General features: G+C 45.1%; 30 protein-coding genes and 2 pseudogenes. 10 read left to right on the plus strand and 22 right to left on the minus strand.

What is annotated here, in order from left to right; genetic code table 11:
• Positions 1-20: 20 nt before the first annotated feature.
• From JCM11216_RS07830 to JCM11216_RS07850, 7 genes are all read right to left on the minus strand, one after another.
• Complete coding sequence (locus JCM11216_RS07830; RefSeq protein WP_054853848.1) at positions 21-896, minus strand: hypothetical protein; 876 nt, start codon at positions 894-896, stop codon at positions 21-23.
• Positions 897-1114: 218 nt separating this feature from the next.
• Positions 1115-1321 carry a hypothetical protein gene (locus tag JCM11216_RS17900; protein ID WP_243675733.1) on the minus strand — a complete coding sequence of 69 codons (207 nt, stop codon included), beginning with the start codon at positions 1319-1321 and terminating at the stop codon, positions 1115-1117.
• Between the two features lie 408 nt (positions 1322-1729).
• Positions 1730-2569 carry a hypothetical protein gene (locus JCM11216_RS07835; protein ID WP_243675734.1) on the minus strand — a complete coding sequence of 280 codons (840 nt, stop codon included), beginning with the start codon at positions 2567-2569 and terminating at the stop codon, positions 1730-1732.
• 199 nt (positions 2570-2768) lie between these two features.
• Positions 2769-3509 carry a creatininase family protein gene (locus tag JCM11216_RS07840; protein ID WP_054853850.1) on the minus strand — a complete coding sequence of 247 codons (741 nt, stop codon included), beginning with the start codon at positions 3507-3509 and terminating at the stop codon, positions 2769-2771.
• Between the two features lie 86 nt (positions 3510-3595).
• Positions 3596-3793, minus strand: a complete 198-nt coding sequence (locus JCM11216_RS17905; protein WP_243675735.1) for a DUF86 domain-containing protein — start codon at positions 3791-3793, stop codon at positions 3596-3598.
• 6 nt (positions 3794-3799) lie between these two features.
• Entirely contained in the window at positions 3800-3949 is a 150-nt protein-coding gene (locus JCM11216_RS17910) for a hypothetical protein (RefSeq protein WP_243675736.1), read from the minus strand.
• A 14-nt stretch (positions 3950-3963) separates the two neighbouring features.
• On the minus strand, positions 3964-4368 hold the full coding sequence (locus JCM11216_RS07850) for a hypothetical protein (RefSeq protein ID WP_054853851.1): 405 nt from the start codon (positions 4366-4368) through the stop codon (positions 3964-3966).
• Positions 4369-4510: 142 nt separating this feature from the next.
• Between JCM11216_RS07850 and JCM11216_RS07855 the strand changes: the two genes are divergently transcribed.
• Positions 4511-4936, plus strand: a complete 426-nt coding sequence (locus JCM11216_RS07855; protein WP_054853852.1) for a hypothetical protein — start codon at positions 4511-4513, stop codon at positions 4934-4936.
• Here JCM11216_RS07855 and JCM11216_RS07860 read toward each other — a convergent pair.
• The 5 genes from JCM11216_RS07860 to JCM11216_RS17930 form a co-directional block, all read right to left on the minus strand.
• The gene (locus tag JCM11216_RS07860; RefSeq protein ID WP_054853853.1) at positions 4913-5380 is read right to left on the minus strand and encodes a hypothetical protein; all 468 of its coding nucleotides are present in this window, start codon (positions 5378-5380) and stop codon (positions 4913-4915) included. The two genes, JCM11216_RS07855 and JCM11216_RS07860, sit on opposite strands and share 24 nt — an antisense overlap.
• A gap of 8 nt (positions 5381-5388) precedes the next feature.
• On the minus strand, positions 5389-5568 hold the full coding sequence (locus tag JCM11216_RS17915) for a hypothetical protein (RefSeq protein ID WP_243675737.1): 180 nt from the start codon (positions 5566-5568) through the stop codon (positions 5389-5391).
• A gap of 76 nt (positions 5569-5644) precedes the next feature.
• A complete protein-coding gene (locus JCM11216_RS17920; protein ID WP_243675738.1) occupies positions 5645-6046 on the minus strand; it encodes an MBL fold metallo-hydrolase in 402 nt (133 codons plus the stop codon).
• A 31-nt stretch (positions 6047-6077) separates the two neighbouring features.
• Complete coding sequence (locus JCM11216_RS17925) at positions 6078-6374, minus strand: hypothetical protein (RefSeq protein ID WP_243675739.1); 297 nt, start codon at positions 6372-6374, stop codon at positions 6078-6080.
• Complete coding sequence (locus tag JCM11216_RS17930) at positions 6335-6631, minus strand: hypothetical protein (RefSeq protein ID WP_243675740.1); 297 nt, start codon at positions 6629-6631, stop codon at positions 6335-6337. The genes JCM11216_RS17925 and JCM11216_RS17930 overlap by 40 nt, the downstream gene beginning before the upstream one ends.
• 148 nt (positions 6632-6779) lie before the next feature.
• On the opposite strand from JCM11216_RS17930, the pseudogene JCM11216_RS07875 reads away from it, so the two are divergent.
• Positions 6780-7417 (plus strand): annotated as a pseudogene (locus JCM11216_RS07875) (DMT family transporter).
• A complete protein-coding gene (locus JCM11216_RS17935) occupies positions 7407-7577 on the plus strand; it encodes a hypothetical protein (protein ID WP_243675741.1) in 171 nt (56 codons plus the stop codon). Before JCM11216_RS07875 ends, JCM11216_RS17935 begins: the two are co-directional and overlap by 11 nt.
• A 6-nt stretch (positions 7578-7583) precedes the next feature.
• Here the strand turns inward: JCM11216_RS17935 and JCM11216_RS07880 are convergent, their stop codons facing one another.
• Both JCM11216_RS07880 and JCM11216_RS07885 read right to left on the minus strand, forming a co-directional pair.
• A complete protein-coding gene (locus tag JCM11216_RS07880; protein WP_054853854.1) occupies positions 7584-8042 on the minus strand; it encodes a hypothetical protein in 459 nt (152 codons plus the stop codon).
• A 618-nt stretch (positions 8043-8660) separates the two neighbouring features.
• Positions 8661-9071: a hypothetical protein gene (locus tag JCM11216_RS07885; RefSeq protein ID WP_054853855.1), complete on the minus strand. Its 411-nt coding sequence runs from the start codon at positions 9069-9071 to the stop codon at positions 8661-8663.
• Between the two features lie 123 nt (positions 9072-9194).
• On the opposite strand from JCM11216_RS07885, the gene JCM11216_RS07890 reads away from it, so the two are divergent.
• Both JCM11216_RS07890 and JCM11216_RS07895 read left to right on the plus strand, forming a co-directional pair.
• Positions 9195-9419, plus strand: a complete 225-nt coding sequence (locus JCM11216_RS07890) for a hypothetical protein (RefSeq protein WP_054853856.1) — start codon at positions 9195-9197, stop codon at positions 9417-9419.
• Positions 9409-9846, plus strand: coding sequence for a type II toxin-antitoxin system VapC family toxin (locus tag JCM11216_RS07895; RefSeq protein WP_054853857.1), 438 nt, complete (start codon positions 9409-9411; stop codon positions 9844-9846). Before JCM11216_RS07890 ends, JCM11216_RS07895 begins: the two co-directional genes overlap by 11 nt.
• Before the next feature lie 128 nt (positions 9847-9974).
• Here the strand turns inward: JCM11216_RS07895 and JCM11216_RS07900 are convergent, their stop codons facing one another.
• A complete protein-coding gene (locus JCM11216_RS07900) occupies positions 9975-10499 on the minus strand; it encodes a hypothetical protein (protein WP_243675742.1) in 525 nt (174 codons plus the stop codon).
• A 46-nt stretch (positions 10500-10545) separates the two neighbouring features.
• Entirely contained in the window at positions 10546-11268 is a 723-nt protein-coding gene (locus JCM11216_RS07905) for a tRNA(His) guanylyltransferase Thg1 family protein (protein WP_054853932.1), read from the minus strand.
• Between the two features lie 138 nt (positions 11269-11406).
• Here JCM11216_RS07905 and JCM11216_RS07910 point away from each other — a divergent pair, with 138 nt between their 5' ends.
• From JCM11216_RS07910 to JCM11216_RS07925, 4 genes are all read left to right on the plus strand, one after another.
• Positions 11407-11799, plus strand: a complete 393-nt coding sequence (locus JCM11216_RS07910) for a hypothetical protein (RefSeq protein ID WP_054853858.1) — start codon at positions 11407-11409, stop codon at positions 11797-11799.
• 35 nt (positions 11800-11834) lie between these two features.
• Positions 11835-12035, plus strand: coding sequence for a hypothetical protein (locus tag JCM11216_RS07915; RefSeq protein WP_243675743.1), 201 nt, complete (start codon positions 11835-11837; stop codon positions 12033-12035).
• Between the two features lie 249 nt (positions 12036-12284).
• Entirely contained in the window at positions 12285-12599 is a 315-nt protein-coding gene (locus tag JCM11216_RS17940) for a hypothetical protein (RefSeq protein ID WP_243675744.1), read from the plus strand.
• Positions 12600-13163: 564 nt separating this feature from the next.
• Positions 13164-13925 (plus strand): DUF86 domain-containing protein, encoded by a 762-nt coding sequence (locus tag JCM11216_RS07925; RefSeq protein WP_243675745.1) that lies wholly within the window; start codon positions 13164-13166, stop codon positions 13923-13925.
• 71 nt (positions 13926-13996) lie between these two features.
• On the opposite strand, the pseudogene JCM11216_RS07930 reads toward JCM11216_RS07925, so the two are convergent.
• The 5 genes and pseudogenes from JCM11216_RS07930 to JCM11216_RS07945 all read right to left on the minus strand — a co-directional run bounded on the left by JCM11216_RS07930 (position 13997) and on the right by JCM11216_RS07945 (position 17018).
• Positions 13997-14676: pseudogene (locus tag JCM11216_RS07930) on the minus strand (purine-nucleoside phosphorylase).
• Positions 14677-14863: 187 nt separating this feature from the next.
• Positions 14864-15826 (minus strand): DUF711 family protein, encoded by a 963-nt coding sequence (locus tag JCM11216_RS07935; RefSeq protein ID WP_243675746.1) that lies wholly within the window; start codon positions 15824-15826, stop codon positions 14864-14866.
• Positions 15827-15868: 42 nt separating this feature from the next.
• Positions 15869-16054 (minus strand): hypothetical protein, encoded by a 186-nt coding sequence (locus JCM11216_RS17945; RefSeq protein WP_243675747.1) that lies wholly within the window; start codon positions 16052-16054, stop codon positions 15869-15871.
• Complete coding sequence (locus JCM11216_RS07940) at positions 16051-16794, minus strand: iron-sulfur cluster loop (RefSeq protein ID WP_243675748.1); 744 nt, start codon at positions 16792-16794, stop codon at positions 16051-16053. Before JCM11216_RS07940 ends, JCM11216_RS17945 begins: the two co-directional genes overlap by 4 nt.
• Before the next feature lie 59 nt (positions 16795-16853).
• Positions 16854-17018, minus strand: a complete 165-nt coding sequence (locus tag JCM11216_RS07945; protein ID WP_013336226.1) for a 30S ribosomal protein S14 — start codon at positions 17016-17018, stop codon at positions 16854-16856.
• An 80-nt stretch (positions 17019-17098) separates the two neighbouring features.
• Here JCM11216_RS07945 and JCM11216_RS07950 point away from each other — a divergent pair, with 80 nt between their 5' ends.
• Positions 17099-18085 carry a 2-hydroxyacid dehydrogenase gene (locus JCM11216_RS07950; RefSeq protein WP_054853863.1) on the plus strand — a complete coding sequence of 329 codons (987 nt, stop codon included), beginning with the start codon at positions 17099-17101 and terminating at the stop codon, positions 18083-18085.
• A gap of 231 nt (positions 18086-18316) precedes the next feature.
• Here JCM11216_RS07950 and JCM11216_RS07955 read toward each other — a convergent pair whose 3' ends face one another.
• The gene (locus JCM11216_RS07955) at positions 18317-18511 is read right to left on the minus strand and encodes a hypothetical protein (protein ID WP_243675749.1); all 195 of its coding nucleotides are present in this window, start codon (positions 18509-18511) and stop codon (positions 18317-18319) included.
• Positions 18512-18520 lie beyond the last annotated feature (9 nt).

Raw genomic sequence — 18520 nt, forward strand, 5'->3', positions numbered from 1 at the left:
GTAAGTATTGCATTGTGTAATTAGCCGTTTCCCCCCCGGCTTCTTGCCATTGAGACTATCTCATTGAATTCGGTTGTATTGAAGTAATTTAACGTATAATTCACAAGCTCGGTTTTACCCTGTATTATGTATAAGATCGTATTTCCACTTGGTAATGGCGTCACTAACATAGTCTCATTGATTACCCTGATCGCCGGTAAGCCGCTGGGCAGTAGGCATATTAGCTCACTCAGGTTAGTACTTGTGCGAAGCCTAAACCCACTTGTCATGCTTTGCACCCTAGTTATATTACTAATCACTCTGAAGCAATGCACCTGCTGATCATGCCACTTAGTGGTATTTACATAATTAATGTATGATGTAATTGAGTAATTTATACTATACCCTTGTACAGCTGTGCTAAATGTAACATTACCTAGTAATTCATTGAATGGCAGATACGCCGGAAGCGCATTCAATGTTTCCAATGGTAGGCAGTTAATGCTGCCTGATTCATGCCCATCCACAACTACGTAGGCTGCCCCCCCACATAAACTACTTCCGTTTGTCCAATATGCAATTTCCTGCATGTTTATGCCAGGCGTACCAGGAAACAAACCCTCACACATGGTCCTTATCGTGTCAATGAAAGCCCTACTATTATTAACTGACCCAGCACCAAACTGTAGTATATCATTGCATTGAATTATTTGATTACCTGGACCTGACATTGTAAATTCTACATAGCTACTATTGTATATCGCCGTGAATGAACCATCACTCAATAACTTCCTGAAATTATTAACATAACTAATAGGTTGAGCGTACAGTGCAGATGAATTTAATATGATAATCACTACCGCTGCTGCAACAATTATTATTACCAGAGCAGTAATCATGAACGTACTCTTCATCATCAAACTAACCACTCATCAAATATTTAAGGTTTGTTATATACCGATATCTCTATCTCTTTTACTTTGTATTAAGCCATGACCAATAGTAGCACCATGACTATTCTGTTAACCTTATCACGATATCGCGTAACATTATTTTGTGACGCTACTCGTGTGAGCCACGATTAAATGGGCAGACAATCACAGTCTCAATCTCTAGCAATACATAACATAATTCCTCAATGTCCTTCTCGATTTTCATTGCTAACCATCGCTGACTCAGGCCTGGTTATTTGGATACATGGATTATCTTCGAAACTCATTGAGTATTCGCCAATCGACTCCCTATATTGCTCCCTAATGGAGTCTCTAATGGACTCGGTTTTGGCTATGCTAGGGCTTACATTGGCATTGGTGCTGGTCTTATCGAGGCACTGCCTGAGCAATACTCTGACCTCATTGATTGTTAAATACGCAGTGATTAGTTAGCGAATCAACTCATTAATTGACGTGTTGCTCACCTCAGATAGCCTGGCCCCTGGCCGGCAGTTCATACACGTCCTCCCTAACCCTAACACTCCTAAACCTCATCCAATAAGTAGGAAGAGACCAAAACAGTTGATTCATAAGGACAAGGAGACTACGTTGAGGATACGAACAGTTGAAGTAAGCAATGAAACTATTAAAGCGTGAAAAACGCCCCCATGCAGCCCACAGCATAGCTACTTAAATCAGGGCATAACGCAAAGGGAATTGACAAGGAGACACGGAGAAAACAACTACCGTTAATATTGCTAAAAGTGTTAGGGGGGGAGTGATTATTGCCATTTTTGAGTTTTTTGTTGCCATGCCCATCACCAGTAGCGTGATATTATGTAGTCTGGTGCTGTGTTTTTCATGAATATTGTTAGGTTGTTCATGTTTATAACCCTGGGTAGTCCCTGGGCCATGGCTATGTAGATTATTGGCTCCTCGGTTATGTACGTACCCTCCATGTAGAGCTGCTCCGCGGTTGGCGTTGCATTCGGTTCGTGTGGTATAAACCCAATCCAGTCATTATTAACCATTAACCCAACCTCCTCACCCTCACTGCCCACGTTGCATGATGGTAGGATGTATGGTATTGATGAGTATATGGCGACCTCTATCACGTCGCTTGGCGTGGCATTAATTGGTGGGAACTCAGCCACAAAGCCTGTGTGCACTACTGACCAATTCATAGCCCTGGCATACTGCCAGAAGGTTAGGGTCTTATTGCCGAGTGGGTATGTCGTGTTTACGATTGTGGCTATCGTCAGTGTTGGTGAGGCTGTGCTCGTGGCTATTAAGGTGCCATTTAAGTAAACACCCATACCCATAACCATGCCAGGCTGTGACGGCCCCGGCAGTGAGTAGTTGATTACTGTGAGTGGTACATCAATGGGTATGTTTACGTAATTGATAATCATGTTTCCATGAACATGATAAACAAGCACAATGAGTGAGTTGCCTGGAATTACAACACCACCATTACACGCTAACCCACCATAATAAATGAACTGAGGAACGGGAAGTGCGGGTAGATGCCTCGAAGAGCTTACACCAACAGACGCGTGGCTACGCCCAATAAGGACAAACTTAATAACAAGGAAGGAAACAACCAAAGCCACCACAACCAACACAGCTGCCATTATCCACTTTATTCTTGGGCCCATAATCCTCACATAAATTAATCAATGGCTTGTAGGTGCTAAACCGTGAAGGTAACCCTACCTGCCCGTTTCACTCATCTTAATACCCAAAGAAAGAAAAATCTGTGGATAAGAGGTTATGGCTTACTAACTAAAAGCTGGTATTCATTTCACGGTCGGGATGATTGGTTTAAAGGCAATCTATACTATTCGTAAGTTACCTTCACTTAACCTTTGTTATCGGTAGTTTCCCATTCCTTAGATCATTTATCAATTGAACGACCTCGCTTATCGCCGCCTCCAGTATTGTCCTGCCCTTTTCCTGGCTCGCCCTTGATGGGTATCCCTGCACAGCCTTCGTATACTCCATTGCATAGGCCTCCTTCCCATACACCCTAAACCTCACCTCAACCCACTCATCAGCCGAGCCATCCCTGGGTATCCACTTGACCAGGTCTGGGTACGCTGCCCAGACCTCACTTGTCTCATCCTCGGCAGCATGGCCTTCCGGCGTTTCCAAAACCCTTTTCCTGGCTTCCTTGGCCAGGTCTATCCACCAGTTTATGATTATTATGACTAGGTTCGTCTCCTTGGCCGCGTCCTTAGCTGCCATGCTTAGGGCGTCCGTGTTTCCTCCATGCCCGTTAATGACGACTAGGTACTTAATGCCGTTTCTGGCAACTTCCCTGAATATATCCCTATAAAGCATGTAGAGTGTCTCATTGCTTATGGATATTGTGCCGGGGGGGAACTTATCGAGTACGTACGTATTCCCATACCAAACAGTGGGCAATAGGAGTGCGTTGGCCCTCTTGGCGGCTTCCTCGGCTATGTAGGTAGCCATTAACGCGTCAGTGCCCAGTGGTAAGTGCGGTCCGTGGGCCTCGACAATACCCGTCGGTAGTAAGGCCACTGTTTTATCCACCTTCTCGAACTCAGGCCAGGTGAGTTCCCACCAACGCATTAATCAGTGATTTGGCAATACCTTAAATGCAATACTCTGAGGTTAAGGGTCCCAGTACTGCCTAGCCATATCTCTAAGTGCCAGGGCTAGTTCGAGGACTCTCCTATAATCCCTCGACTTGAGTACCTTATTGACCACGTCGAGTCTAAGTTGGCGTAACCGTGAACCACCACGTTCCTAAAGCCCACTAGCGACTTAACTAGGGCCTCTTCCTCACCCGTCATTAAGCCCTTCTCCCTTAGCTTCTTGGCAATTCCTGAGTAGCCTTCGACTGCAATGCCCATGTTTGATCATAATCGCTGGCACAGGTCAATGAAGGCCTGGGCCTGAACCTGGAGTGCGTGTATTGACGCCAGTTGGTCTCGCCAATTGTTTAGGTCATAGCCACGGTCAACTAATTCATCGAGCTTCCTAGTCATATCCTCAATAATACTAAGCAACTTATTTAGGATCGCTATCTCATCACCAACGCCTTACCCGCATTAACCACTAGGTCCAACTTCCTGGCATCAATTAAGAAGTCCTCACAAATAGAGACCCTCCTATGCATCCTCAGCCAAGCATCATCACCAGCCATGTACAGTATCACACCATCACTAAAAACCTCATGAACCAGGTAACAATCAGTACCATCACCAATGGGCACTAGATCCACCTTATCCGTACCCAGGTAATCAAACAGGTCAAAGAGTAACCGTGAATACCTACCTAGGTCAAAGCCTCCCATGAACTCCACCGCAATATCAACGTCCTCACCAAAACCCCTCCTAACTATGGAACCAAAGAGAACCGCATAGTAAATACCGTAGCTACCCCATGAAAACATCCTCAATCTACCAATCACCGATTTATCAAGCATCAGGCCCAATCTAGAGATTACATACATACTTAAAGTATTTACGTTTACCCAATGTCTATAGGTTATTACTCGCTTACAGCCCAACCGTAAGATATCTCAGCGCAGCAATAGCCTTACTGATAATAGCATTATTTTAAATCTCGTGAGTATAATGGGCATAGGCCTAGGCCTGATTATATATGCGCCAGTCATCGCCTACCTATATTACCTAACAACGCTCGCACCGAATAGGGTCTCCAATCTCAACGACGTAGACGCGCTAATACTCAGTGCGGAGCACGAATTAAATATTGCGAAGACTAGCACTTATCCAGTTGATAATTTAAGGAGGGCATTTAACTACGCAGTTAAGGCATTGGCAATTAGGGAGGGGGGGTTACCTGAGGTTCAGGATGCAGTGAGGATAGGTCATTGGACAGGTCAGTTAGTGACGAGTGCTGTAATGCGGTTATCAGATAAACTACTGACAGTGAGGGAACTATGGCTAGTCCTAGACCAGGGTTCAGTAACAAACATTAATGAGACAATAGGTAAGGTTAAGGAATTACTCAGCAGCGCCCAACCATAGCGCACAGTAGCGCTGGGCCATGAAATATAAATAGGGCAGGTAATTCAGGTAGTAACCACTACCATTAATTACGATATTCATTGTCCAGTAATATTCGACGCCCATGTGGTTTCTATAATTAAGGAGTAGGTTTATACTTACCATGTCTATTCCGTAGTAATAGCCCATGGTATACATCTTCGTTAATGCGGATAGACCCACCATCACTGGTACGGGCGTGTTATTTAGGTATACACGCATTACCAGTGTTGGTGCTGTGGTGCTACTCACGTTGTAGTAATCTATGCGTGATCCCTCGCCCGTGATTGTCATGAATGGCTTCGGCTGGGCCTGTGTTTGGGCTAGGACTGCCAGGGCTATTGAGAGGAACGCTATTGATAGTATTGCCAAGGCGATTATGCGTGCCCTGCCTACCTGCCTGGGCATAGTGGTTACCCTAATCATGGGCTTTTTTACTTCGGCTTTTCATAACTAATGCACCCTGCCTCATTCGGGCAAGCCTCCATTGGAATTACTACGTTGCTGATCTTCTCCTCACCAATCGTGGTTGATGGCCCATGGCCTGGATAGACAATGAAGTTGTTGGGTAGTTCCCTGTATAGCCTGCACACGGAATCCCTGAGCCTATCCATGTCACCTCCAGGTAGGTCTGTCCTACCGAGCTACCAGCGAAGAGTGTGTCTCCCGTGATTACGAAGCCATCGCCAATTATCGATATTGAGCCCGGCGTATGCCTGGAGTGTGCATAACCCTTAAGTTAAGCGGTAATTGTGACCCCCCCTCATCAATGAACACGGGCTCCGGCAGTTCTGGCTTTGTGAATCCCCCCCACCTTGAGGCTAATTCATTAAATACCTCCTTCAATTCCCAATCAAGCTTATGCACCACGAACGGAACGCCTAAGTGCTCGGTTAATTCCTTAACCGCACCCACATGATCAAAGTGTAGGTGCGTTGCAACTACGGCTAAGGCCCTCCTACTGCCTAGGGCATTTAGTATGGTCTCAGCCTCATCCCCAGGGTCAATTATCACGCAAGAATCACCGTTGCATATAAGGTAGCAGTTGGTTTCAAGGGGGGGTCCAACGACTATTACCTCCACGGTGAGCATTAGGATCCCTGCCCTTGGCTTGACCTACCCATTATTGACCACACCTCAATTGCGCAGGCGAGTATTGACAGTGACTGTATTGTAGCCCCCCCACGTAGTTTACGACCGACCTATTTACAAATGCCAATATCACGGCCACTATGATGAGCAAGGCACTTGCTAACCACATGTACCTCGATGCCCTATGCGTCGCAATGCTCATTAGCACTGCGTATACGCCGACCATGAGCACCAGGGCAATTATTAGGAAGGTCGCTGAGGCCATAAACTGCCTGGTGAATAGTAGGACTATGCCGATGATGATTGCGGCCACAAAAGCCGTAGGCACGTAACCCCCCTCTCAAGGCCGCCGCGTATGAGTACAATACCCAGGTAAGTGTATAGGCCCAGTATTAATGCCAGGGTTATAAGGGCCAGTATGGCTATGTTGCTGGGTATGTAGAGCATGAAGTATGGCAGCGGTATGTCCGTGTATATGGTTAGGTAGCTAGTTATGAAAAGCCATAGCAATGACGCAAAATTCACGACAACAAAACCAACATAAAACCAAACAAGCCTATCAAGAGTCTTTGCGTCTATGCCCATACTACCATATCCTCACTACGTATTTTAAATACCTTATGAACCGTGAATCCCCCCCGCCTTTTATTGAACCGCTAAGTAATCCTTTAATAATCCACGCTATCCCCCCCGTGATTGAGTTATGGACAGTAAACTACGCGGGTACTTGGCAATGATTGGCGTTTTAATTGTGTGGGGTTCCTCATACTCTATTTCCAAGGTGGCAATGCACTACATGTCGCCCTTCGTACTCACGATGTATAGGTTCGGCTTTGGTGGATTAGTACTACTCCTAATTGGCAGGGGGGGTTAACGATAAGTCGTAAGTACGTAATCAACGCATTACTCAATGGAGCTTTATTCGTGGTCTTTCTGAACCTAGCCATTGAGTATAGCCTGAACCCAGCCCTGGTCTCGGTGCTTGTTTATACGCAGCCAATTTTTGTGCTAATACTATCAATAATACTATATGGCGAGAGACCAACAATGCTGCAGGTAATCGGCATCATACTAGCGTTCATCGGTTTATTAATAGCCGTTGGTGTCTATAATTTCGATATTGGTGATGCAATTGCAATCCTCGGTGGCTTCATATGGGCTTTAGGCACCCATTACTACAGGAGAAACCTCGCTAAGGAGAATCTCATTAGGTTGAATGCGTCAATGGCGGTGATCTCAGCATTAATAGCCTCACCAACGTTGCTCATTAATCCATACATGGCATTATCACTGGATGCCGTAGCGTGGGGGAATACTCGTGGCCCTAGTGGCTCAGGTAGCGGGGTTTCTACTGTGGTTCTTGGGTGTTAAGGACCTTGGTCCCATGACCGCTAGTTCAATTTCAATACTCGTACCTGCATCTGCATATTTATTCGCCCTATTAATACTTGGTAAGGCCCCCACGGAGATGGAGGTAATAGGCTCGGCAATAACACTCACCGGCGTCCTAATATCACAGTTAAGGGCCTGATGAATCTCATTGACCCTGTAGGTTCAGGGTTTCGTAAAGAACCTGCTGACCGTTTGTGAACACCGCCTCTGCTGTGTTTATACCGTAGATCCTCGAATCGCCGTTATAATTCACGGTGCAGTTTCCAACCCTCAACGCCGCGCCTACGTAATGCGTCCCATTACTAATTATGGTTAATAATGCCGAGCTCCCAGGCGGTATGGCGCATCTATTGCTTGACACGAAGTCGACATTGTTGATTATGATGTATGCCAGTTCTACGTACTCCGTGCCTGAATTAATGATTATAAATGTCGCGTTATCCTGTGACATACTTGGGCCCTCAATCATTACCCTAACGCCAAATGACCTTGATGCATTGCCGGCGATCCCAAACACCCAAACTGCTATTGCTATGGTTAATGTTATTGCTACGGCCACGAGTATTATTATCGTTACTGTTTCACTCAACCCCCCCTCACTCATCGTGGTTATTAAGTTTCAATTCCCCCCCTTAATAAACATTATTCTTAATAAAATTAAGTCACGATCAGCAGTAAAAACGTTAGTAAGGATATAGTCATGAAGAAACAACTTATACCAAGTTTAACCATGAATTACGAGTTGATATAAGCATTAAGGACTTAACCGCGGTACTCGTTGCCATCGGCATGGTCCTAATACTAACGTTGATCGCTTTACTGAATATGCAGAGTGCACCATTTTCAACAGGTTCATGGACTAGTATTGTATTAACAATAAATTATTTAGTCAATGTTCGTGTTAGTTGCTTTGTTTGGATTTGATGCATTGGTAGGGTTTTCACGTTTCAGTGGGGGGGCGTTTGGTGAACATTGATCTGGACCATGTCTCTGTGCGTGGCATACCCTTTACAACAATAACTTCAACGAACAAACCTCACCAGCGAGCTTATCCCTACCCAACCACACAGCCTACGCAATAACCACGAAACCCACACCCAAAAATAACAACAAATAACCAGCACAAAACACCCAGCAGTTTCCTAAGCTCCGGAGTCAGGTAATGGGCTTTAAGAACCAATACACGAACCAGCTCTGCGGTGGTTAATACTCGTCTTACGCATTATGTACGTGCAGGTGCAATACTACTCTCCATTAACCTGGTCATTACCTTCGACGTTAATTCGTACGTCACAGCTATGTTTGAGTTCAGAACCCTCAACTGATTACTTATGAAGTCGAGTCTGTCGACAACCTCCTTACGTAGGTCATCGATCTTTCTACCTAATTCGTCAAATCTGACGTCAATTTTCTTACCCAACTCATCTATCTTATTGCCCAATCCATCAACCTTATTACCTAGTCCATCAATTTTCTTGCTCAATTCATCGAGCCTATTCATCATTGCGTACATGAGTACTAACTCTGCATCCTCCCTCGAGACTTCCTTCCTACTAATCCAATTGGGTAATTGGGCAATAACGTAGTCCACACCCTTACTGAGGAGTAGGCTCATTAACTCACTTAGGTCCATACTAATTAAATTGGCCTCAAGCCTTAATTTAAGCCTTATTTTTAGGGCGTTTTTGAATAATGAATATATCTGCAGTATTTATTTACAGTAAGCCTTATAATTGTATTCGATTAATAGTTTACAATGAGTGTAGTACTGTCTGTTAGGATACCCAGGTGGTTGAAGGAGGAGTTGGATAGGCTTGGTATTGACTACTCGAGGGAGATTAGGGAATTCCTTGAGAGGAGGGTTCGTGAGGAATTGGCGAAGAGGCTTGAGGCTAGGTATGAGGAGCTTTTGAGGGATTCACCGCTGATAAGGGGTAACCTTGCCGTAGAATTCATTAGGGAGGATAGGAATGCCAGGTAGGCAGATCGTATGTGATGCAAGCGTTATAGTTAAGTGGGTTATTAAGGAGGATTACAGTGACTATGCCGAGAGGATACGTATTGACCATCTTAATGGTCGCATCACAGTCGCTATACCATCAATAGCCATCGCCGAAGTAGCCAGCGCCCTGAGGAAGTATTATCTACGTAAATTAATAAGTGAGGATTATATGAGGAGAGCCCTGGACTTATTGAGTAATAGTTTATTGCGTGTTTACGATGTTACGTGGGGCTCAGTAATTAGCGCGAGCGAGTTATCTATTAAGTACGGCATTTCGATATACGATGCCATATACGTGGACCTAGCCATGAGACTTAACACAGTCATGTACACGGCTGATGATGTATTAGTGAAGTCGTTAGGTGTTAATCAATATATGAAGCACGTAATTGATTATGCCCCGTGACGTGGGCATTTAGTAAAGTATTGTTGGGTCCTTCCTGAGCGAGGCTTCCCAGAACATTATCTCGAAATTAACGCTGTCCTTAAATGCCCTCTCCATATCAGGTGTTATCTCATACTTATCCAGCGTCCTTAGGATGATCTCAACCCTAGACCAGTAATCGCTCGATACGTAGAACTCGGCCCATGCATTGAATATGGCGTTGCCAGTACCAACAACATACTTACCAATCTCGTGGTAACCCCCCCCATGCATGGCGCCCATGCCGCGAGGAACTGGGGCCAACCCAATGAGGCGTAGTAGTGTAGATGCCTAATGTATGCGTAATTAACCAGGTTGAACCCTGTATTATTAACTTCCTCCTCTGTTATTGATAAGTCACGGAATAACCTCTCATGAACCTCCGCACCCCCCCTCTCCACATTGCTGAATACAGCCGTTAACACGTCGATGGCCTCATTAAGTGGGGCCTTGCTCGCAGCCTCAATCACGGCCTTCTGCATTTCCCTCACGTACTTCGTATCCTGAATTAGGTAATACCTAAAGACGTCCATTGGTAATGAGCCATTCCTTAGTCTCTCAACGAATTCATGCCTAGTATATTTATTCCATAAGTCACCCACCAATTCCCTGAGCTTCCCGTGGGTACTAACCATATGCTTAATTTCACAATTATCTAGTTATTAAATATTATTAACAAGTTTATCGAACATTAGGACTGCACCTGCTAAGTTCGTTAATGACATCGATTGGGTTCCTCTCAACAATCCTCTTCCTAACATACTTAACCCTTTCACCACTCCTCCTGTCAATGCCCTCAAGCTCAACTCTAGCCCTAACCAGGCATGTACCAAGGGATTCCCAGGTAAGCCTTGGACCACCCAAGGCCTTTATTACGTCACCTATATGCGGAGTACTCTCTGGCGGGACCACCCTACTCCTTTGGGCTATCTCAACGTGGTAATTATTGAAGCCAACCCTAACGCGGTAAAGCATGTACTTGGCAACGTCACGGCAATTATCATTAAGTGGAATAACCCTGGCGTCAAAGTAGAGGACTCTACCGAGGGCGTTACTAATCACGGCTGATGCAAGGCCAGCCATTGAACTGATTAGCTTGTACTCACGCCCATTAAACGGCACATAACTAAGGAGGAAGACATTAATCTCATCGCTAATCACGAGTGCGTACTCGCCGGAGAAGGCCCTCATTAATTCAACGGCAGCCTTAATCAATGCCCTATGGACCCTCTCATCCCTGGGCCAGTTAAAGTCCTTAAGCGCCTTGCCAAAGCCAGCCCCCCCATCAAGCCTAACGACTATTGGCGGCTTAACAACATTAGTAACTACCCTGGAGTCGAAATCCCTCTCCAACTCCACGGGATTAACATTAATCAATAGGTTAAGCACGTCAATGCCGTCCATTAAGCTCACGGATTAATCAGGTAGAAGCCATTTAAAAATAAGCCCATGAACAACCAACGTAAAGCAATTAATGTAACCAACGAAGCATTTTAAGTGAACACCCGAGCTAAAAAAGTCCAGCTACGCGCCATACTTAGTATGACCGGCATAGACTGGCTCAGGATAGACCCAGCCCAGTTAAAGGATAGGCTCTACACCTATGGTGCAATTGCTCTACTAATAGTCACGGCATGGCTCGTAGGTATACACATATATCAACTAATAAACCCACTAACAATAACAATCGTGCTCGCAATGCAACCAGGAGGAAACAAATCGCAAACAACTATTGCGTACCAATGTGGATGGAGTTGGTCATCTCCATCAGCACCGCCAGGCGCTACCGTAGCGTTTGATGGTACGTGCGAATATGACTATACACTTGGTTTTGCCCAGTATTATTTTGAAGTTTATATATACGATCCATACGGACCACCAATTAACCCAGCACCATATGGTACTGTAACATTACCCGTAGAATATGGGTACTAAAACTGAAAGCGTGACTTTAAATTACATTTACTATAATGGGCAGTATGCATGGTATTGGGGGCACTGGCGAATTGAATTATTGGAATCCAGTAATTCCTATCGGCGTTATAGCAGCATCAATAAGTGGTTACTGGACACCTAATGCATCATATACGTATGAGGGATGCGTCTATGCAGGACCAACATTCGGGATGAATCTTGGCTCACCAGGCTGTGCATATTTATCAGTGGGTTAATACGGTGAACATAATGCGTAAATGCATAATAATTTAAAACATGATTTCTTACTCATGGTGGGTATTATGAACAAGAAACTTCTAATTAAATGCATCTACGCCGTCGTGATCACTCTCTTTCTAAACCCAATGCTATCTATTATTGGGTTATTTACATCATCACCGCAAGTATTATCGCTCACTATTGCCTTTACTATCATTTATTCGGTAATAACATTGATATTAATTCCATATTTATTTCACGATGTTGTGAGCAATTTCAAAGACTCTCTCATCTATACGGCACCGATATTTTTAGTATCGCTATTTAGCGTAACATTTCAAGGGACATACTTAGGCATAACTGCGGCTTACAATAATATAAATGCGATAATGAGAGGTATGCTTGAAATAAATTCCTTCAACTTTAATACAATCATGCAGAATCTACAACTTGCATTGGCATCGCTCTACACAATGCCTCTTTCAGTAGCTTTATGGTTCCTAATGGCATATATAACAGATACATGGGCTAAACTCTATTTAAAGAAAAAGAAAATTCAATTACATACACATCACGAATAAAAGCTCAATCATAAATAAAAATATAAAAATTTATTATAAAAACATCCATAATTACCTAAAATTATTTAAACCATAATATACTTTTCAATACGACATATCTAATTGAGAGGGGGTGCACATAAGTTAACACTTAACCTAAGTAAAATAGTCACGAGATATCCTAATAGTATCACATATACGTGAACTATAAATTTAAGTGACTTAAGTGACACCATAGCTTTATTAATTAAAGTAACGATTTAAGATCAGCATATTGGAATTAGTTAAGCTTTAATTAATGGTTATTCAACACCAGCAACATTACTCATGAGGTATATGTCGGGTAAGATCGTTAGTAGCACCATTTTAAATGCATAGCACTTAAGCATGCATTAAGTTACGTAATTAAAAATTATTAACTAGGTTTTAGTGATCATAAATAGTAGGTGATGTTAAGCGGGGGGGACGGATCTGATGGGTGAGGACCCAAGACCTGCGCGCTGACGCATCTTCATTAAGTCCTTGCAGGTTGTATGTGCAAGGTTTTTAGTTGGGTATGGGAGTATACAATTTTGGCGTGGTAGTGTGATAATTAATGATAAATTAGCAATGGCTAGGAGTTATGTAAATATTCTAAGGTCGATTAGGGATAGAGTGAGGACTGTTGATGATTTAAGTAGGGATTTGGTGCTTAGGGGGGGTGCCGTTGAGCGTTACCTACACTTAGCCGTTGAATCCCTCATTGATGTGGGTATGAGGTTGTGCTCAATTCTCAATCTTAGTAAACCCGAGAGGTATAGGGATGTTGCAAGAATATTGGTGAGCGCCAATGTCCTTAGTTATGAAACTGGTAAGTTGTTTGAGTTATGGATTGGCTTTAGGAATGTGCTTGTCCACGGCTATGCCGTGAGAGATCCCGAGATATTAATTGAGGCTTTAAGTGAGGTTGATGAGTTAGATAGGGTAATTAATGAGATTAGTAATTTCGTTAGGAATAGGTCAATAGATCCCGATAATAATCAATCTATTACCAGCGATAGAGGATTTATTAACATAATAATCAATAGGGCTAAGCAGGTATTGGAGAGATCTAGCTCTGTGTTATTCGCCTACGTATTTGGTTCATGGGTAATTGGTAGGGCGTTCCCAGGAAGTGACGTGGATATTGCCATATTCACTAGCGAGGAATTGAGTTGGAAGGAACTCATGGGCGTGGCAATGGACCTGGAGGACTCACTAGGATTGAAGATTGACCTTGTACATCTCAATAGGGCACCGTTGTTGCTGGCGTACGAGGTTATGAGCAAGGGCATCTTGATCCTGGGTAGATCCCGAAAGGAGGATTGACTTTGAGACTAGGATCGTTAAGGAGTTCCTGGACTTCAAGCCGAGACTCACTCAGTATTACAATACGGTGCTTAATCCTTGGTCATAATTAACGCGTTTAGCACCGCCCTACCGATCCTGAGCACGGTATCTCTCAACTCACTTGCCGTTAGGAACCTGCCTGCCCTACCCTCGGTCAGGTTATTACTCACTATAAGCACCGCTGCTGTCTTCACGTTCCTAATGAGACCTAGGAGAAATAGTATTGCGGTCTCCATCTCAACGCCCAGGAAACCCCTCGAACCAAGTACGTTGACTAAATCCTCCTCCGCATAGAACGCATCGCTACTGTATACCGGACCAGTCCAGATCCTCACACCCGTCGATTCGAGACTCCTCACCAACTCACTCATTAGGTGGTAATCAGGTATTGCTGGGTAGCTATGAAACTGCCCAGGTACTGCGTGTATATTCCTCCGTAGTTGTATGCGGAGCCCGTGGGTACAACCACATCGCCAATGCCTATCTCCCTCCTAAGCGCCCCCCCTGCGGTTCCAAGGCGAACAATGAACCTGGCACCCATGCTTATCAACTCCTCAATCACTATGGCGGCCGATGGAGCTCCGATTCCATGGGTCGCCACAGTGATGTCAACACCATTGTACTTGCCTGTGTACGTTATTAACCCCCCCCTATTCTCATTAACGAGCCTCGCACCAACGAGTAACTCACTTAATTGTCTCGCCCTCTCTGGGTCACCAACTATTACCACCCTCTCGGCAATATCCCCCCCAGGATTAACCCTTAGGTGTATTGGCGTGAAGGTCACCTCACCATGTCAAGTACTGGCGTCTTACCGAAGTCCCCAAGGTCGACCTCAGCCTCACTGCCTGGGTATGGGATTAACCTAAGCCCAATCGACCTGCGCTTAATACCAACTATCGTATGTAAATCATTGATTAAGCCTTAATGAGCGATAATTGGCTGCTTGGTATTGGTACCATATCAACACCGGCTACGCAGGTCATCGTGTACTTAACAAGCTTGGAGAATATGACTAAGCCTTCCCTAGCCCTCGCCTTCAATTGCTCATCCTCAGCAAGCGGCAGCATTACCTCGTTAAATCCAGTCACCCTAAATTGATTGGATGCTTCCCAAATGGCCTTGTTCAATTTATAAATGGCACTTAACGTGCCAGGTCCACCGAACCTAATCCCATAAATCCTCTCAATGGCATCGACAACGGACTCCTCACCCCCCCAGGGTGATAGTGAGACGTCGATCCCCCCCAGGTAATCAATGCCCAATTCACTTGCAATCTCCCTACCAATGTCCTCGGCGGTCTTAAATACCCTGGTAAGGTCATTACGTAGATTACGCTCATTACTTAACTCGCTTGGGTATAGTATCGATAGGGCTATGCCATGGTTATTGCCGAGGTTTATTGAGTCTGGGTAGTATGGCGTGAGTATTGCGTCGCCGATTAATGCGGCGATCCTCCTGGACAAGGCCCATTGATTTAGCTCCACAAGTTTCTTAAGCACGTTTGTAAATAACTCGGTGTTGTACTCATTCAATTCCTTGAAATCACCAACCCAAATACTCAGGTAACTCCCCCCCGACTCAATGAATGCATTAACCACCCTCTCTAGCTCGAACCTTGACTCCATGGCTATATTTAGCGATGCATGAATGTACCCAAGGTCAGCGCTTACCTTATTTATCGTTGTTGATAATTCCTCGAAGTCCCAGGACGGCTCAATGAAGGGTAGTGTGACCCTCCAGGTCCTTATCTCAATCCCTCTCCTACCACTAACGTTGCTTATTACATTACGTAGCTTAACCAATTCCTGCCTAAGCTCATCAGCATTAACCCTGCCATTCTCCACGGGGTAAAACAACGTAACTGCGCGGATAATCATTAACTCAGTAGTGGCTTATTCTCATTTAAGTATTGTCATTAATTAGTAATAATATGTTAGGTAGTGATTGTGCTCGTTAATAAACGAACCCCCCCTTGCATACGCACTGCAGACACCCTTCAATGGGCACTTGTCGCACTGCGGCTTGTCCCTAATGCATACAGTCCTCCCAAACTTCCATAGGAAGTCATCCAACGCTATTGGGTCCAGCTTACCAATCCTAATCACCGCGTCCCAGGCGTCACGGACTGCAACCTAAGTTCAACATCAAGCTCCCTACTAAAGTGCATATCACGTCTCATCAGCTCGAGAACCCAATCCTCAAGCCTTACGATGCCGAGCCTATAGGCAACCCTCGTAAGGTGATTATCAATTGGTAGCTTAACTTCCTGCGGCTTAACCTTTAGTAACCCACGTAGCACCAGGAACTTAATCAATAGGTACGCTTTCTTCCTTACGGGGTCCTCATAGGCTGCCATATCGGATAACCTATCAATCAACTCCTCAACACCCGAGACATGGAAAAGCCTAATCGTTGTCCCATAATTCCTAAGCACGTAAGAACCCACATCCCTAAGCAGGTAAGCCCTAACACCATAATCCCAAACAGGTCCATAATCACCAACGAGCCAATCCCTAACCACCGCGGGATCAAGCCTCCTTAGGCTGGCTGGACTGAAGAAGGAACTATCCCTACTAAACATCTCCATACCCAACCTCCAAAGTAGGTCAGAACCCGTGAAAACCTCATCGCCAACCCGCCTCGTGAATTGCCGATCCCCAATATTCGTCCTATGGTCGATCGCCACCATAGCCAGGAAGTAATTGTACGTGGCCTCTATATCCGCATCCTTAGGCGGGTAAAACCTTGAATCGAAGGCGTCGGACCTACGTAGGTCCAGCGATGCCAGTGCCTTGGCTACTTCGATAATTTTGTCCAAACTAAGTGTTGCGGGTATCCTAGCCATAACTAACTAGGTACTTTGGTGCTTATAATCCCTACGTAATTATGACAACCAATGAATACCTAGTAGTACTTCCTAAACCCTAGCTGCGGTGCTACCTCCCTGAAGCACCTCCTGCATAGGTAAAGCCCGTACTTCCTAATGACTGCCTCGTGAGTACCACATCTTTGACACCTAATTACGGCCCTCCCATACTTACGCTCCTTGGGTGGCTTTATCTTCGCCATTCACGTTATCGGAAGAAAGCCCAGTTAAAAGTATTTTTGCCCGTGAAAAATTAAATAGTTAGCAATCTGCCTCAATTTGAATGGCAACAACGATAGTCAGTACGGTGGAATTACCTGAAAAGGCTAGGGAACTGCTAAGGAGTTATAATGTCAACCTCTACGAACTACCGAAGTTGGGTAAGGAAGAACAATCAAGCGCATTATCCAGCGCCGAGATACTAATGTGCTGGTGCGGTAGGGAGTTTGACCTGACCAGCAATATTAAATCCATGCCCAGGCTAAGGGTGATACAGACGTTCTCAGCAGGTGTTGACCACCTACCATTCACAGCAATACCAAGCAATGTAGAGATCTACAGCAATGCGGGGGCTTACTCGGTGCCCGTTGCCGAGCATGCGTGGGCCATGATATTAACGCTCGCCAAGGGATTGCACAAGCCCGTACTAAATGCCAGGGAGTACCTAGGTAATGAATTAACGAGCCCGCGCAAGATCATTGAGTCAACACTACTCGTCCTCGGCACTGGCGGTATTGGTAGGGAGATTGCGAGGATTGGTAAGGAGGGGGGGTTCAGGACCTACAATATCGGCATTAATAGAAGCGGTAGACCAGCCGAGTACTTCGATGAGGTTTATCCAACGAGTAAAATAATCGATGTACTGCCAAGAGCCGACATAGTGGCAATAGCGTTACCACTGAATAAGCATACGAGGGGGGGCTTAATCGGCGAGAGGGAGCTTAGGGCATTAAAGCGTGGCGCCATTGTTGTGAATGTCGGCCGCGGTGACGTGGTTAAGGAGGAGGACCTGTACAGGGTTCTTAAGGAGAGGCAGGACATTAGGTTTGGCACTGATGTTTGGTGGGTACATGATGGGCATGAGGAGATACCACCGAGGACGCCATTGACGGCATTACCTAATTTCCTGGGTACACCGCACATAGCTGGTGGGGGGGCTCAGAGGGAGATTGCTGAGTACGCGATGATTAGGGCTGTGGAGAACGTAATTAAGTACCTTAGGGGGGGAGAGACGCCCATGAATAAGGTCAATAGAGACGATTACGTTTAGATCACGCCCATGAAACAACACATCGCCTAGCCCTCACTTAGAAATTTCTAACCATGGCTATCAACACGGCATCACCGTAATACCTACTCCTCCCAATACTCACCATGATCAAACATCACGTTTAGGTAATTCCTAGGATAATACCTATTGGTGGTTTAGACCCCTGGACGCTCCTCGATAGGGAATTAATATTCATGGGTAAGGATGGGGGGGTGACTGCTAGGCGGCACTCTATTGATCAAATTGATTGAATAAGGCGGGCAGGAACCTGGCACCATCACCGCCAATATTAACATCCACGATGTACGGCCTAGAACTAACGAAGTAACCCTTAACAACGGCATAATCACCACCCACCACCTGAGCCCTAACAACATTACCACCCACAACAACCCTCATACCCCCCCAGCAAATGGGCACAGACACCACTCATCG

It is taken from the genome of Vulcanisaeta distributa JCM 11216 (assembly GCF_001315985.1).
Classification (GTDB): domain Archaea; phylum Thermoproteota; class Thermoprotei; order Thermoproteales; family Thermocladiaceae; genus Vulcanisaeta; species Vulcanisaeta distributa_E.